The following is a 15,072-nucleotide window of genomic DNA, read 5'->3' as shown; positions in this document are numbered from 1 at the left end:
CGGCTCGATGGCCAGGGCCCGGGCGATCGCGACCCGCTGACGCTGACCGCCGGACAGCTCGTTCGGGTAGCGATGCGCCATCGCGGCGGGCAACGCGACCTGCTCCAGCAGTTCGGACACCCGCTTGCGGCGGGCTGCGCGATCACCGATGCCGAAGGCGCGCAACGGTTCCGCGATCAACCGCTCGACCGTCCACATCGGATCCAGCGACGCGTACGGATCCTGGAACACCGGCTGCATCGACAACCGCGCCGCCCGCAACGGCGCACCGCTGAGGCCGACCATGTCGACGCCGTTCAACTTGATCGTGCCGGAGGTGGCGGACACCAGGCCGAGCACCATCCGCGCGGTCGTGGTCTTGCCCGAACCGGACTCGCCGACGATCGCCGTGGTGCGGCCGCGGGTGATGGAGAACGACACGTTGTCGACCGCGCGCAGCACGCCGCCGCGACCACGGATCTTGTACTCCTTGCTGATGCCGGAGACCTCGAGGATCGGAGAAGCCTTGGCGGGCTCCACAATTACGGTCTCGGCCTCGGCAGCCTCCGCGGCGGACACCTTCGCGTCGCCGGTCTCGGTCGCCTTGTCGACGGACACCTTCGCATCGTCGGACTTCGCCGCAGCCGCCTTGTCGTCGCCGACCTCCGCGTCGGCAGCTTCGCCGTCGGCCACCTTCTCCGCGACAACGACTGTCTCGTCTGCGGCTTCATCGCCAACGCCCTTCGCGCCAGCGACCTTCGCGCTAACGCCCTTCGGGCCAGCGACCTTCGCGTCGGCGACCTTCGCGTCGGCGACCTTCGCGTCGGCGACCTTCGCGTCGGCGACCTTCGCGTCGGCGACCTTCGCGCCAACGGACTCGTCATCGGCGATCTTCGCGTCGACCGCGTTGTCGCCAGCGGACTCGTCACCAACGACCTTCGCGTCGACCGCCTTGCCGCCAACGGACTCGTCACCAACGACCTTCGCGTCGACCGCCTTGCCGCCAACGGACTCGTCGTCAGCGACCTTCGCGTCGACCGCCTTGTCACCAGCGGACTCGTCACCAACGACCTTCGCGTCGACCGCCTTGTCACCAGCGGACTCGTCGTCAGCGACCTTCGCGTCGACCGCCTTGTCACCAGCGGACTCGTCACCAACGACCTTCGCGTCGACCGCCTTGTCACCAGCGGACTCGTCGTCAGCGACCTTCGCGTCGACCGCCTTGTCACCAGCGGACTCGTCACCAACGACCTTCGCGTCGACCGCCTTGTCACCAGCGGACTCGTCGTCAGCGACCTTCGCGTCGACCGCCTTGTCACCAGCGGACTCGTCACCAACGACCTTCGCGTCGACCGCCTTGTCACCAGCGGACTCGTCGTCAGCGACCTTCGCGTCGACCGCCTTGTCACCAGCGGACTCGTCACCAACGACCTTCGCGTCGACCGCCTTGTCACCAGCGGACTCGTCGTCAGCGACCTTCGCGTCGACCGCCTTGTCACCAGCGGACTCGTCACCAACGACCTTCGCGTCGACCGCCTTGTCACCAGCGGACTCGTCGTCAGCGACCTTCGCGTCGACCGCCTTGTCACCAGCGGACTCGTCACCAACGACCTTCGCGTCGACCGCCTTGTCACCAGCGGACTCGTCGTCAGCGACCTTCGCGTCGACCGCCTTGTCACCAGCGGACTCGTCGTCAGCGACCTTCGCGTCGACCGCCTTGTCGCCAAGGGCCTTCTCGTCGGCAACCTTGTCGTCGCCAGCAACATCCGCCTCAACAGCCTTGTCGGCGGCAACCTCGTCACCGGCAACAGCTTCCGCGCCGGCCGCTTTGTCGCCCGCCTTCTCGACAACGACTTCCGCGTCGGAACCCTCGTCGTCAGCGGACTTCTCGGCAACTACCTTCTCGGCAGCCACTTTGCCGTTGGTGGACTTGCCATTTGCGGAGGCTGCGACGGCAACCGCGCCGTCGGCGGCCTTCTCCTCGGCAACGTCGCCCTCATCGACGACGCTGCCCTCGACCGCCTTCTCCTCGACATCCGCACTGTCAGTAGGCTTTTCGGCGACAGCCAGCGCGGCGACAGCGGTCTCGGCAACCACCGTCTCGACGGCGGCCTGCTCCTCGAGCACCTCATCCACGACAACCGGATCGGCCCGCCGCGGCGCGATCAACGCCGGCGCGGCCGCGACCAACCGCCGCGTGTACTCCTCCTGCGGATCCGTCAGCACCTGCCGAGCAGGCCCGGACTCGACGATCCGCCCGTCCGACATCACCACGACCCGGTCCGCCCGCTCCGCGGCCAGCCCGAGATCGTGCGTAACCAGCAGCAGCGCCGTACCCAGCTCCTGGGTCAGCTTCTCCAGATGATCCAGAATCTGCCGCTGCACAGTCACATCCAGCGCCGACGTCGGCTCATCGGCGATCAGCAGATCCGGCCGGCAGGCCAGTCCGATGGCGATCAGCGCACGCTGGCGCATACCACCGGAGAACTCGTGCGGGTATTGCCGCGCCCGGCGCGCGGGCTCGGGCAGCCCGGCCTGGCCGAGCAGCTCGATGGCCCGCTCTTTCGCCTCGCTGCGCGAGCAGATCTTGTGTGCCAGCAGGGTTTCCGAGACCTGCCGGCCGACCCGGGACACCGGGTTCAGGTTCGACATCGGGTCCTGCGGGACGAGCCCGATCTCCTTGCCGCGCAACGCGCGCAGCCGCTTCTCCTCGGCGTGCGTGATGTCCTCGCCGCGCCACCGGATGCTGCCGCCGGTGACCGCGCCGGAACCCGGCAGCAGGCCGATGATCGCATGGGCCAGTGTGGATTTGCCGGATCCGGAGGCGCCGACCACCGCGACCCGCTCCCCCGGCTGCACGACCAGGTCCGCGCCCTTGACGGCGTTCACCGCGCCGAAGGACACCCGCAGATCGCTGATCTCCAGAAGTGGTTCACTCATTGCGGGCTCCTTCAGCGCCGTGTCTTCGGGTCGAGCGCGTCCCGCAGGGCGTCGCCGAAGAGGTTGAATCCCAAGCAGATGATCGCGAGCGCCACACCGGGGAAGATGCCCGGCCACGGCGTGCGGAGCAGGTACTGCTGTGCGTCGGACAGCATGATGCCCAGGCTGGGCGCGGGCGGCTTGATGCCGAGTCCGAGGAAGGACAGGATCGCCTCGCCGATCACCGCGGTCGGCATGATCACCGTGGCCTGCACGATGATCGGGGCCAGCGAGTTGGGCAGGATGTGCTCGCCGAGGATGCGCCAGGCCGGCACGTCCATCGTGGTCGCGGCGAGCACGAAGTCGGTTTCCTTGAGCCGCAACGTTTCCGCGCGCACCACCCGCATCATGATCGGCACCTGGGCGATGCCGAGCGCGATGGCGGCGTCGGCCAGGCCGCCGCCGTTGATCGCGGTCAGGCCGACCGCGAGGATGATGAACGGGAAGGCGAGCAGCACGTCGGACAGGCGGGACAGGATCATGTCCAGCGTCCGCCAGTAGCCGGCGAGCAGGCCGAGCGGCACGCCGATGAGCACCGCGCACAGCACCGAGAGCACGCCGACCTCGAGCGAGGCGCGGGTGCCGTAGAGCACGCGGGAGAGGATGTCGCGGCCCAGATCGTCTGTGCCCAAAAGGAATCCGACGGTGCCCGGCTGCTGGAACGGGGTGGAGAAGTGCACCTCGCTCGGCGAGTAGGGCGCCAGCAGCGGCGCGAACACGCCGACGAAGATCACGATCAGCAGCAGCACCGCGCCGACCATGCCGAGCGGGTTGCGCCACAGCTGGCGCAGCACCCGCCCGCGCACCGCGGTCAGCGGCGGGGTCTCGAGGGGCTTGTTCTCGACGCCGGGACTGGTCTCGACGGCCGGGGTATCGGTAATGGTCACTGCGCCCTCCCGGACACTCGCACGCGGGGGTCGATCACCGTGTACAGCACATCGACCAGCAGGTTGATCACGATGTAGGCGGTGGCGATCACCATGATGACCGCCTGGATCACCGGGTAGTCCCGGGTGAACACCGAGTCGAGGGTCAGCTTGCCCATGCCGGGCAGGCTGAAGATGCGCTCGGTGACCACCGCGCCGGCGATGAGCCCGCCGAGTTGCAGGCCGACGATCGTGGTGACCACGATCAGGCTGTTGCGCAGGCCGAAACGGAAGATCACCGCGGGGCGGCTCAGGCCCTTGGCCCTGGCCGTGCGGACGAAGTCGGCGGTCAGCGTCTCCACCATCGACGAGCGGGTCTGACGCTGCACCACCGCCGCGTGCGCGAGGCCGAGGATGATCGCGGGCAGGGTGAGGAAGTAGAGGCCGCGCAGCGGATGCTCGAACGGCGAGACGTAGCCGGAGGCCGGGAACCAGTTGAGCTGCACCGAGAGATACAGCACCGCGAGGATGCCGACCCAGAACGTGGGCACCGACAGCGCGGCCAGCGAGAACCCGTTGGCCACCCACTCGGGCCAGCGACCGCGGTAGACCGCCGCGATGACGCCGCCGATCACGCCGGCCAGCACCGCGATGATCATCGCGTACACCGCGAGCTGCACGGTCACCGGCAGCGTGGTGCCGATCATGTCGATCACCGGCGTTCCGGTGCGGATGGACCGGCCGAAGTCGCCGGTCAGCGCGTGCCAGACGAATTGGAAGTACTGCACCGGCAGGGACTGATCCAGTCCGAGATCGGCGCGCACGGCGGCGATCGCCGCCGGATCGGCCTGTTCGCCCGCCATCGTCGTGGCGGGGTCACCGGGCAGCGCGCGCACCCCGACGAAGACCACGATCGAGGCGAGCACCAACGTGACAGCGGACTGCCACAGACGGTGGAACACATACTGCAACATGGTTTTTCAGCCCTTCCGATCCGCGACGAACGCGGCCTTGCCGAGCCGGACAGCGCCGTCGGCATACACCTCGATGCCCGTCACCCATGTCGAGTGCACGGTCAAGTTACGCAGCCGGTAGGTATAGATGAACGGGTTTTCCCGCGCGATGAACCGAACCGCCTGCTCATAAAGCGCACCGCGTTGCGCGGCGCTCGTACTGTGTGCGGCCCAGCCGAGGATCTCGTCCAGTTCCCGGGAGTTGTAGCCGCTGTAGTTACCGCTCGAGCCGGTGGTCAGGAACCGGGCGGTATTGCCGTCCGGGTCGAGCCGGCCCGACCAGCCGAGCAGCAGGGCCTCGTAGGTGCCGCGCTTCTGCGCGTCCAGCATGGCCGAGTATTCGGTCGGCACGATCCGCAGATCGAACCCGCCTTGCGCGACGCTGTCCCGCAGCGCTTCGGCGTACTGGAGATAGTCCTGAGTGTTGGTGACCTGCATGGTGACCGGATACGGCAGTTGCACGCCGGCCTCCTCGAGCAGCTCTTTGGATCGCTTCGGATCGAAGAGCGGGCAGGCGGTGCTGGCCTGCGTCGCGTACGAGGTACGGGGCGCGATCGGCGTGCAGGCCGTGTCGTACCAGTTGTTGAACACCTTCTTGACCAGCGATTCCCGGTCCGTGGCCAGCGAGAACGCCAGCCGGACCCGGGCATCCTTGGCGATGGCGGTGTTGATCGGCTTGACCGGTTTACCCGCGCCGTCGACATTGCCGATATTGAGATACAAGCCCTGGAAACCGAACGAACCCGATTGCAGGACCCGCAGCTGCGGCAGCTTCACCAGGCTGTCGATATCCATCGGGGACATCGTGTCGCCGACCTGGATGTCGCCGGAGCGCAGGTTCGCCGACCTGGTCTTGGCGTCCGGCATGATCCGATAGGTGATCGAATCGAAGTGCACGTTCTTCGCGTCGTAGTACAGCGGGTCGCGGGCCACCTGGATCGAGGTGTTGGGCACCCGCTTGACGAACTTGAACGGCCCGACGCACACCGGGTGATCGCCGAAGTTCTTCTCCGACTCCTTGAGCGCGGCCGGCGACATGATCATCCCGGCGCGGTCCGCGAGCGCGGCGGTGAGCGGCGCGAACGGCTCCTTGTACCTGATCGTCACGTGCGTCGAGTCGACGGCTTCGATCTCGTCGATCGGGCCTATCTCGCCGGTACGCTGGGAACCCTCCATCTTCCAGTGCCGCTGCAGGCTGGTCTCGACCGCGGCGGCGTTGAACTGGGTGCCGTCGGCGAACTGGATCCCGCTGCGTACGGGAATGGTGACGGTGAGCCCGTCCGGCGAGATGTCCGGCAGCGCGGTGGCCAACTGCGGCACCAGGTTTCCGGAGGCATCGTTGTCGTAGAGCTTCTCGCAGATCGTGCTCATCACGTAGCGCATGTAGAGCGAGCTGGAAGTGGTCGGATCGAGCTTGTCGGGTTCGTTCGACAGGCCCATCACCAGGTCACCACCCTCACGCACCGGCTGCGTACCGATGGGCGTGCCGTAATCGTCGACGTGCGTTGCGGTCGGGGTGGCGTGTTGCGTCGGTGCGCAGGCAGCGAGGACGGCGGCGACGACACCGAGGACCGCCATCCGAGTGGAGCGAACGAGCATGCGCTACAACATACTTCAACACGGTGCATTTTTCGCCACCACCGTTTCTTTTTGTACATTGTTCTCTTAGCCGCCACCGGTAGAAATCACGGCGAGCGGAAATCGATACGGAAAATAGCGGTCCGGCGAATCCGGACCGCTATTCCGCGTCGATGTTCGGCTATTGCGCTACGCAGCGCCTATTCAGCTCTTCTCATCCGTGAAGGCGGCCTTACCGAGGCGCACCACACCGTCGGCGTAAGCCTCGATGCCGGTCACCCGCGCGGTGTGCACGGTCAGCACGCGGATTCGGTAGGTGTAGATGTACGGGTTCTCCTCTTGGATCACCTTTGTCGACTGCCCATAGAGTTCGGCACGCTGCGCGGTATCGGTGGTGCGTGCGGCCTTGGCGAGCAAGTCGTCGAGTTTAGGTGAACTGAAACCACCGTAGTTACCGCCCGAACCGGTGGTCATGAATCGGGTGATATTGGCGTCCGGGTCGAGCCGGCCGGACCAGCCGAGGAACAAGGCCTCGTAGGTGCCGCGCTTCTGCACGTCCAACAGGGTCGAGTATTCGGTGGGCACGATCTTCAGGTCGAATCCGCCCTCGGCGACGTTGGCCTGCAACGCCTGCGCGTACCGCAGCTGATCCTGGGAATTGGTGACCTGCATGGTGATCGGGTACGGCAGCTGCACACCGGCCTCGGCGAGCAATTGCTTCGACTTCTGCGGATCGTAAGCGGGGCACGCGATTCCGGCCGGCGTGGCATAGGTGCTCTTCGGCACGATCCCCGAGCACGCGGGCTCGTACCAGTTGTTGAATACCGTGTTGACCAGGGTCTGCCGGTCGACGCTCAGCGAGAGCGCCTCGCGGATCTTCGCGTTCTTGGCCAGCGGGGTGTCGATCGGCTTGGCGGGCTTGCCGACGCCGTCGACATTGCCGATATTGAGGTAGATGCCTTGGAAGCCGAGCGATCCCGACTGCAGCAGGCGCAGGTCCGGATTCTTGGCCAGCGCGTCCACGTCCTGCGGGGAGATGGTGTCGGCGACCTGGATGTCACCGGAACGCAGGTTCGACGCGCGAATATTGGCGTCGATCATGATCCGGTAGGTGACCGTGTCCAGGTGCACCTTCTTCGCGTCGTAGTACAGCGGATCGCGTTCGACGATGATCGAGGTCTGCGGGATGCGCTTGACGAACTTGAACGGCCCGACGCACACCGGGTGATCGGCGAAGTTCTTGCCCTCGTCCTTCGCGAGTTCGACCGGGGACATGATCATTCCGGCGCGGTCGGCGAGCGCGGCGGTGATCGGCGCGAAGGGCTTTTTGTAGCGAATCACAACGTGCGACGGATCGGCGGTCTCGATCGAGGCGACCGGGCCCATTTCGCTGGTCCGCTGCGAGGTCTTCATGGTGAGGTGGCGCTGCAGGCTGGTCTGCACCGCGGCGGCGTCGAACGGGGCGCCGTCGGCGAATTTGATGTCGTTGCGGACCGGAATGGTGACGGTCAGGCCGTCCTCGGAGACGGTGGGCAGCGCGGTGGCCAACTGCGGCACCAGATTTCCGGACGCGTCGTTGTCATAGAGCTTCTCGCAGATCGAGTTCATGACGTAACGCGTGTAGAGGGAGCTGGAGGTGGTCGGGTCGAGCTTGTCGGGTTCGGAGGAAAGGCCCATCACCAGGTCGCCGCCCTCACGTACCGGCTGCGATCCCACGGGTGTGCCGTAATCATCTGTGTGCGTTGCGGTCCCAGCGGGGTGCTGTACCGGTGCGCAGGAAGCGATGGCGACGGCGGTTACGCCGAGCACCAGCATCCGTGTGAAGCGAGCGAGCATGCGCTACAAGATACTTCAACGTTTCGCACTTTTCTCGCCGGGTATTCCTTTTCGTAGAATGTTCTTGTGCACGCCATCACTCGAATCGGCGGGAACTTCCAAATGACACGACAAATAGCGGTCCGGCGTAACCGGACCGCTATTCTCCATTTAGTCGTTCAGTTATCGTCCCGCGGCGTAGCCCTGCATGCCCCGGGGATTGGCTCCAGCTGAAAGTACACCGTTCTCGCGGTCGCGAGCTACCGCGCACAACCGGCCTTCCGACCACGGCGGGCCCACCGTCACGCTGTGTCCGCGTCGTTCGAGGTCGGCGATCACCTCGGTGCCGATGCGCGACTCCACGATCACCGCACCCGGGCTCATCGCCCGCGGATAGAACGAGCCGGGGAAACTTTCCTGATGCCAGTTCGGGGCATCGATGGCGCCTTGCAGATCGAGACCGCCGCGCACTTTTTCGCGCAGCGCCACCGCCAGGAAGAAATGCAGGCTCCACTGATCCTGTTGATCGCCGCCCGGCGTACCGAACGCCATCACCGCTTCGCCGTCGCGCAGCGCCAGCGACGGGCTGAGCGTGGTGCGCGGGCGGCGGCCCGGCGCGAGCGAGTTGGGCAGTCCCGGCTCTAGCCAGGACATCTGTAGTCGGGTGCCGAGCGGGAAGCCGAGTTCGGGGACCACCGGATTCGATTGCAGCCAGCCACCACTGGGCGTCGCCGCGATCATGTTGCCCCAGCGGTCCACGATGTCGAGCTGGCAGGTGTCGCCGCGGGTCGCACCGGAGGTGGCCACCGTCGGCTCGCCCGCGCCGACCGCGGCATCAACGGCCCCAACGGAATTGGTCTGCACGTAACCGCTCAGTCGCGGCCGCAGGCCGTCCGGGCTGCCGGGGCGGAGTTCGAAGGACGCCTGCGGTCCGATCAGCGCGCTGCGCTGCGCGTTGTACCAGGGGGAAAGCAGGGTCGACAGCGAAACCTGGGTGCTGTCGCCGTACCACGCCTCACGGTCGGCCATCGCGAGCTTCGAGCCCTCGATCAGCGTGTGGTAGTACTCCGGCGTGCCGTACTCCAGCCGTTCCGGCAGCAGCGCGAGCTGTTGCAGCAGGACCGGGCCCTGGCTCCACAGTCCGGGCTTGGCCACGGTCCAGCCGTTCCAGTCGTAGGTGACCGGATTCTCGTATGTCGCACTGAAATTCGCGAGGTCGTCACCGGTCAGCCAGCCGATGTGGCGTTCGCCGGAGGTGTCCATGGTCGGGCGCGCGGCCGCGGCGGCCAGCGCGTCGGCGATGAAGCCCTCGCGCCAGATGCGCCGGGCGGCCTCGATCTGGCCGTCCCGGTCCGCACTCGCGGCCTCGGCCTCGGCGATCAGCCGGCGCCAGGTGCCGGCGAGCGCCGGATTGCGCAGCAATGCGCCTGCGGCAGGGGCCTTTCCGTCTTTCAGGTAGAGCTCGGCGGAGGTGGTCCATTCGTTCTCGAACAGCTCGGAGACCGTCTCGACGGTCTCGCCGACCCGCTCGACCGCGGGGTGACCGCGCTCGGCATTGCCGATCGCGTAGGACAGCACCTCGGACAGTCGCTTCGTGCCGTGATCGCGCAGCAGCAGCATCCAGGCGTCGAACGCGCCGGGGACGGCGGCGGCGAGCGGACCGGTGCCGGGCACCAGGTCCAGGCCGAGCGCGTTGTAGCGGGCGATGGTGGCGCCGGCCGGGGCCGGACCCTGGCCGCACAGCACGCGCGGCGGCAGGCCCGCGGGTGCGAGAATGATCGGCACCTCACCGGCCGGGCCGTTCAGATGCGGCTCGACCACGTGCAACACGAACCCCGCGGCGACCGCCGCGTCGAACGCGTTACCGTCGTCCTCGAGCACCGCCATCGCGGCGGCCGAGGCGAGCCAGTGGGTTGACGACACCATCCCGAAGGTGCCCTGCAAGGTAGGACGCGTGGTGAACACCTGCCGAGTATCGCCCTATAGCGGTACGTACGTCCAAGACATCTATGGCACCAAACCGATAGCCTATGGTTATGGAACGCAGGCAGCTCGAGTACTTCGTCGCCATCGTCGAGCACGGCGGGTTCACCCACGCCGCGCGGGCCCTGCGGGTAGCCCAGCCGTCGCTGTCCCGGGCGATCGGCAAGCTGGAGCGCGAGCTCGGGGTGGCGCTGTTCCACCGGGTCGGGCGCAATGCGGTGCTCAGCAACGCGGGCGAGTTCATGGCCGATCGGGCGCGGCAGGTGCTGCGCGATCTCGACGCCTTGCGGGCCGCCGCGCAGGCGGTCGGTGAGGGCGTGGTCGGGCGGGTGGATGTGGCGGCCACCTCATCCTCGACGCTGGAGCCGGTGATCAGCACCATCGCCGAACTGCGCGAGCATCACCCCGGGCTGACCGTCGGCACCTGGTCGGCACTGTCCGCCGCCGAGGTGGTCGCCATGGTGTTGCGCGGGCGCTGCGAGGCGGGGGTCTGCGGCAGTGCGGAGCGGCCCGCGGGGCGCGGTTTGGTGGCCCATCACCTGCGCGACGAGCAGTTCCTGCTCGTCACTCCCCCGGGCACGAAGATCGGCATCGATGGCACAGTTACGCCAGAAGACCTGCGCGGGATGAGCTTTGTCATCACCCAGCCGGCCACCGCGGTCCGGGCGCGCTTCGATCGGCTCGCCGCCACCGTCGGCGATCTGCACATCGCGGCCGAGGTCGGCGACCGCAGCGTGGTGCTGCCGATGGTGCTGCGCGGCATCGGCTCCGGGCTGATGCCGGACGGCTGGCACGACCTGGCGATGCGCGCCGGGGCCGAGGTCTATCGGTTCGATCCGCCGGAGAAGCTGCCGCAGTGGCTGGTGCACCGCGGCGGTCCGTTGACCGCCGCGGCACAGGCGTTCGTCGATACCACGCTCGCGCAGGCCGAACGGGCACGCGCGGCACGGTGATTCGCTAACCCGAGTTGCGCAGTGCGGTGGCGAGGCCGTTCATGGTGAGCAGGATGCCGCGCTTGACCAGCTCCGAATCATCGCCCGCGCGAAGCCTTCGCAGCAGCTCCACCTGCATCTGGTTCAGCGGCTCCAGGTACGGGAAGCGGTTGTGGATCGACTCGGCCAGCGACGGGTTGTCGGCGAGCAGGTGATCGTTGCCGGTGATCGCGGCGTGCATCCGGATGGTCCGAGCGTGCTCGTCGCGGATCATGCCGAAGATCTGCTCGCGCAGCGCCGCGTCCTCGACCAGTTCGGCGTAGCGGGCGGCGATGTCGAGGTCGCTCTTGGCCATCACCTGCGCCAGGTTCGACAGCACGGTGCGCAGGAACGGCCAGCGCAGATACAGATCGGTCAGCGTCGCAAGGCGTTCGGGATCGCCGCCGATCCACTCCTCCAGCGCGGTGCCGGTGCCGTACCAGCCCGGCAGCATCACCCGGGCCTGGCTCCAGGACATCACCCACGGGATGGCGCGCAGGTCCGACACCGAGTTGGTCGGTTTGCGCGAGGCGGGCCTGCTGCCGATGTTCAGGTCGCCGACCTCGGCCACCGGGGTGGACTGGCGGAAATACTCGACGAATCCCGGTGTTTGGTGCACCAGGCGGGCGTAGGCGGCGCGGGCTCGGTCGGCGAGTTCGTCCATGAGTTCGTAGGACGGCTCCGCGTCCGCGCCGAGGCCCTCCACGTCGAGCAGCGTGGACTCCAAGGTGCCCGCGATCAACGACTCCAGGTTGCGGTGCGCCGCACCGGGTTCGGCGTACTTGGCGGCGATCACCTCGCCCTGCTCGGTCAGCCGCAGCGAGCCGCGCACGGCGCCGGCGGGCTGGGCGAGGATGGCATCGTAGCTGCGGCCGCCGCCGCGACCGACGGTGCCGCCGCGACCGTGGAAGAGCCGCAACCGGATTCCGGCCTTGCGCGCGACCTCTACGAGGTCGAGTTCAGCCCGGTACAGGGCCCAGTTGGCGGCAAGGTACCCGCCGTCCTTGTTGGAGTCCGAGTATCCGAGCATGACCTCCTGCCGCATCCCCCGGGCGACGACCAGGTCGCGGTACACCGGAACATCCAGTGCGGCAGCCAAAGTCGCCGCTCCGGCGCCGAGGTCCTCGATCGTCTCGAACAGCGGGACGATGCCCACCGAGCAGTGCGGCGGGCCGTCCGGCTCGCCCGGATCGAGCAGGCCGCCCTCCTTCAGCAGCAGCGCCGCCTCCAGCATGTCGCTGACCGAGGTGCACATGCTGATGATGTAGTTGGGCACCGCTTCGGTGCCGAAGGTGTCGACGACATCGCGTGCGGCGCAGACGATGTCGACCTCCTTGCGGGCCAGTTCGCTCAGCCGGGCGTGCGGGCCGAGCAGCGGGCGGCGGGTGCGCAGTTCCTCGGCGAGCAGTTCGACGCGCTCGGGTTCGGGCAGGCTCGCGTAGTCCGGATGCACTCCCGCCCAGGCGAACAGCTCGGCGACGACCTGTTCGTGCACCTCCGAGTTCTGCCGCATGTCCAGGCCCTGAAGGTGAAAACCGAAGGTCTCGATGGCGTGGCGCAGTGCGGCGAGGCGGTCGTCGGCGAGCAGGTCGTCGCCGCTGCCACGCAGGGAGGCGTCCACCGCGTCGAGATCGTCGAGCACAGCTTGCGGGGTCGGGTACGGTTCCGCGCCGACGTCGAGTCCGTCCGGCGGGACTTCACCGAGCGCACGCTGCGCGGTCGCGGTCAATCGGCCGCGAATGGTGTGCAGCGCACGGCGATACGGTTCGTCGGCGTGGGTGGCGGGGTCGGGGTATCCGGCCTCGGCCAGGGCGGCGACCTCGGGTGTCACCTGCACCAGTCGCGCCGAGAGGGCCAGCGCCTTCTCCAGTTCCACGAGTTCGCGCAGATACCGGGAGAAGGCGACCGTCGCCGCCTGGTGCCCGGCCTGGCGCACGACATCGGCTGTCACGAACGGGTTTCCGTCGCGGTCGCCGCCGATCCAGGAACCGGGGCGCAGGATCGGCCGGGGCAGCAGTTCGGCGCCGGGCCAGCGCGAGCGCAGCGCCGCGCGCACCTCGGCGTTGATCGCCGGGATCACGTCGAACAGGGTGATGTCGTAGTAGCGCAAGCCGACCGAGATCTCGTCCTGGATCCGCAAGCGCTGCAACCGGATCAGCGCGGTGCGCCACAGGCTCAGCACCTGCCTGCGGATCTGCTGCTCGAATTCGGCGCGCTCCCGGTCGGTTTCGGTGTAGCGCTGACGCAGCCGCATCAGCTCGGTGATCCGGGTCTGGCTGTCGAAGACCGTGCGGCGGCGGGTTTCGGTGGGGTGCGCGGTGATCACCGGCGACACCAGCGCGTCGGCCAGCAGGTCGGCGACCTCGGCGCCGTCCAGCGCCGCCGCGTCGAGCTTGCGATAGGTGGCGGCCAGCGACGAGTCCTGCGGCGGCTCACCGGCCGCCTCGTGCGCCTTGCGCCGGCGATCACGCTGGATGTCCTCGGCCAGGTTGGCCAGCAGCACGAAGTAGCTGAACGCGCGGATCAGCGGCAGCGCGACCGCGATGTCGACCCCGTCGAGCATCTCCGCCACCGCGCTGCGCTCGACCTCGGCGCGGCGCACCCGGAAGGCCTCGATGCGCACCCGCTCGATCAGGTCGAACACCTCGGGACCCTCGTGGTCGCGGATGGCGTCGCCGAGGACCCCGCCGAGAAACCGGATGTCGTCGCGTAGCGGCCGGATGGCGTCGTGTTGCGTCTCGCTCGTCGATTCACCCATGATCAGACAGTATTGCCGTCCGGTCCCCGTTGGTATGCGACGCCGCCCACATCGTGTCGCCGCGGGCCATGGCACGGCGTCGCAGCACGGGAGGACGACCATGGCCGAGCACCACCCCGACAGTTCCGCCGCGCTCACGCTCAGCGGCCGATTCGCGCATTTCGGCAGCACCCGGCTGAACGCGATCAGTCGCTGGCAGAGCCGCCTGCACAACGCGGTGTATCAACGATTCAACGGCACGGTGCTCGGAAAGTTCATGGGCCGCCCGGTATTCCAGCTGACCGTGCCCGGGCGCAAGACGGGTGAGCCGCGCCCGGTGATCCTGATGCTGGTCCGCGACGGCGACGATCTGCTGGTCACCGGGTCCTACGGCGGCAACCCGAAGGCGCCGGCCTGGTGGGGCAATCTGGTGGCGGCCGGCGGCGGGCAGGTGCGGGTCGGCCGGGAAACCTGGGACGTGACCGCGCGGGTGATCACCGATCCGGCCGAATACGCCGGGTACTGGCGCAAGTTGGTCGCCCAGTATCCGGATTTCGAGACCTACCAGGCGCTCACGTCACGCAAGCTGCCGGTCGCGGTGCTGACCCGCGCCGGCTGACCCCTGGGAAACCCAGGGGGTCAACGCGTTTCGGGTGACTCAGCCGAGGACCTCGGAGAACCGGAGGTGGTTGCCCCACGGGTCGCGGAAGCCGCAGTCCCGCATGCCGTAGGGCTGGGTGATCGGTTCCTGGGTGACCTCGACGCCGGCGTCGCGCAGCCGGGCGAAGGTGTCGTCGGCCGACTGGACGGTGAAGATCAGCGTGCCCGCCGCGCCGTTCTTCAGTCGCGCCTGCGCCGCCTCGCGCGCCACCGCGTCCGGATTCATCTCCGGCACCTCGAGGATGAATTCCAGGCCGTGCTGATCGGCCGGTCCGACGGTCAGCCAGCGGCCGCCGGGGAACGGCATGTCCTGGCGGACCTCGAGGCCGAGCACGTCGCGATAGAACTCGAGCGCCTTGTCCTGATCGCCGACGAGCATTCCGACATGGGTGAGTGCGAGATCTTTGCCGTTGCTCATTGTTAGTTCTCCTTAAGTAGGCGGGACATCACTACAGACGGCGAGACCGAGGCGAACTCATCGGCCGGGGGCG

General features: G+C 67.8%; 10 protein-coding genes and 1 pseudogene. 2 read left to right on the top strand and 9 right to left on the bottom strand.

What is annotated here, in order from left to right; translation table 11 throughout:
• From F3087_RS46975 to F3087_RS41380, 7 genes and pseudogenes are all read right to left on the bottom strand, one after another.
• The coding region (locus F3087_RS46975; RefSeq protein ID WP_223885751.1) for an ATP-binding cassette domain-containing protein at nt 1-420 on the bottom strand (420 nt) is incomplete at its 3' end.
• 1,575 nt (nt 421-1,995) lie between these two features.
• Nucleotides 1,996-2,919: pseudogene (locus F3087_RS41405) on the bottom strand (ABC transporter ATP-binding protein); the annotation flags it as partial.
• An 11-nt stretch (nt 2,920-2,930) separates the two neighbouring features.
• On the bottom strand, nt 2,931-3,845 hold the full coding sequence (locus tag F3087_RS41400; RefSeq protein WP_223885748.1) for an ABC transporter permease: 915 nt from the start codon (nt 3,843-3,845) through the stop codon (nt 2,931-2,933).
• The gene (locus tag F3087_RS41395) at nt 3,842-4,798 is read right to left on the bottom strand and encodes an ABC transporter permease (protein WP_150407639.1); all 957 of its coding nucleotides are present in this window, start codon (nt 4,796-4,798) and stop codon (nt 3,842-3,844) included. Before F3087_RS41395 ends, F3087_RS41400 begins: the two co-directional genes overlap by 4 nt.
• 6 nt (nt 4,799-4,804) lie before the next feature.
• The gene (locus tag F3087_RS41390) at nt 4,805-6,436 is read right to left on the bottom strand and encodes an ABC transporter substrate-binding protein (RefSeq protein ID WP_150407638.1); all 1,632 of its coding nucleotides are present in this window, start codon (nt 6,434-6,436) and stop codon (nt 4,805-4,807) included.
• Between the two features lie 183 nt (nt 6,437-6,619).
• On the bottom strand, nt 6,620-8,251 hold the full coding sequence (locus tag F3087_RS41385; protein WP_150407637.1) for an ABC transporter substrate-binding protein: 1,632 nt from the start codon (nt 8,249-8,251) through the stop codon (nt 6,620-6,622).
• A 162-nt stretch (nt 8,252-8,413) separates the two neighbouring features.
• Nucleotides 8,414-10,195, bottom strand: coding sequence for a gamma-glutamyltransferase family protein (locus tag F3087_RS41380; RefSeq protein WP_150407636.1), 1,782 nt, complete (start codon nt 10,193-10,195; stop codon nt 8,414-8,416).
• A gap of 71 nt (nt 10,196-10,266) precedes the next feature.
• Here F3087_RS41380 and F3087_RS41375 point away from each other — a divergent pair, with 71 nt between their 5' ends.
• Nucleotides 10,267-11,166 carry a LysR family transcriptional regulator gene (locus tag F3087_RS41375; RefSeq protein WP_150407635.1) on the top strand — a complete coding sequence of 300 codons (900 nt, stop codon included), beginning with the start codon at nt 10,267-10,269 and terminating at the stop codon, nt 11,164-11,166.
• A 4-nt stretch (nt 11,167-11,170) separates the two neighbouring features.
• Here the strand turns inward: F3087_RS41375 and ppc are convergent, their stop codons facing one another.
• Entirely contained in the window at nt 11,171-13,942 is a 2,772-nt protein-coding gene (gene ppc / locus F3087_RS41370; RefSeq protein WP_150407634.1) for a phosphoenolpyruvate carboxylase, read from the bottom strand.
• A 100-nt stretch (nt 13,943-14,042) separates the two neighbouring features.
• Here ppc and F3087_RS41365 point away from each other — a divergent pair, with 100 nt between their 5' ends.
• Nucleotides 14,043-14,540: a nitroreductase family deazaflavin-dependent oxidoreductase gene (locus F3087_RS41365; protein WP_191094403.1), complete on the top strand. Its 498-nt coding sequence runs from the start codon at nt 14,043-14,045 to the stop codon at nt 14,538-14,540.
• Between the two features lie 39 nt (nt 14,541-14,579).
• On the opposite strand, the gene F3087_RS41360 is transcribed toward F3087_RS41365, so the two are convergent.
• Entirely contained in the window at nt 14,580-14,999 is a 420-nt protein-coding gene (locus tag F3087_RS41360) for a VOC family protein (RefSeq protein ID WP_150407632.1), read from the bottom strand.
• Between the last annotated feature and the right edge of the window lie 73 nt (nt 15,000-15,072).

Origin of the sequence: Nocardia colli (assembly GCF_008704205.1) — a bacterium.
In the GTDB taxonomy this organism is placed as follows: Bacteria; Actinomycetota; Actinomycetes; order Mycobacteriales; family Mycobacteriaceae; genus Nocardia; species Nocardia colli.
The sequence above is the reverse complement of the archived record's forward strand: the minus strand, read 5'-3'. Positions and strand labels throughout refer to the sequence as shown.

Excerpts from the sequence above, each read along its gene's own strand:
- F3087_RS41395 (WP_150407639.1), bottom strand. The coding sequence starts at position 4,798 with ATGTTGCAGTATGTGTTCCACCGTCTGTGGCAGTCCGCTGTCACGTTG.
- F3087_RS41390 (WP_150407638.1), bottom strand. The coding sequence starts at position 6,436 with ATGCTCGTTCGCTCCACTCGGATGGCGGTCCTCGGTGTCGTCGCCGCC.
- F3087_RS41385 (WP_150407637.1), bottom strand. The coding sequence starts at position 8,251 with ATGCTCGCTCGCTTCACACGGATGCTGGTGCTCGGCGTAACCGCCGTC.
- F3087_RS41375 (WP_150407635.1), top strand. The coding sequence starts at position 10,267 with ATGGAACGCAGGCAGCTCGAGTACTTCGTCGCCATCGTCGAGCACGGC.
- ppc (WP_150407634.1), bottom strand. The coding sequence starts at position 13,942 with ATGGGTGAATCGACGAGCGAGACGCAACACGACGCCATCCGGCCGCTA.
- F3087_RS41365 (WP_191094403.1), top strand. The coding sequence starts at position 14,043 with ATGGCCGAGCACCACCCCGACAGTTCCGCCGCGCTCACGCTCAGCGGC.
- F3087_RS41360 (WP_150407632.1), bottom strand. The coding sequence starts at position 14,999 with ATGAGCAACGGCAAAGATCTCGCACTCACCCATGTCGGAATGCTCGTC.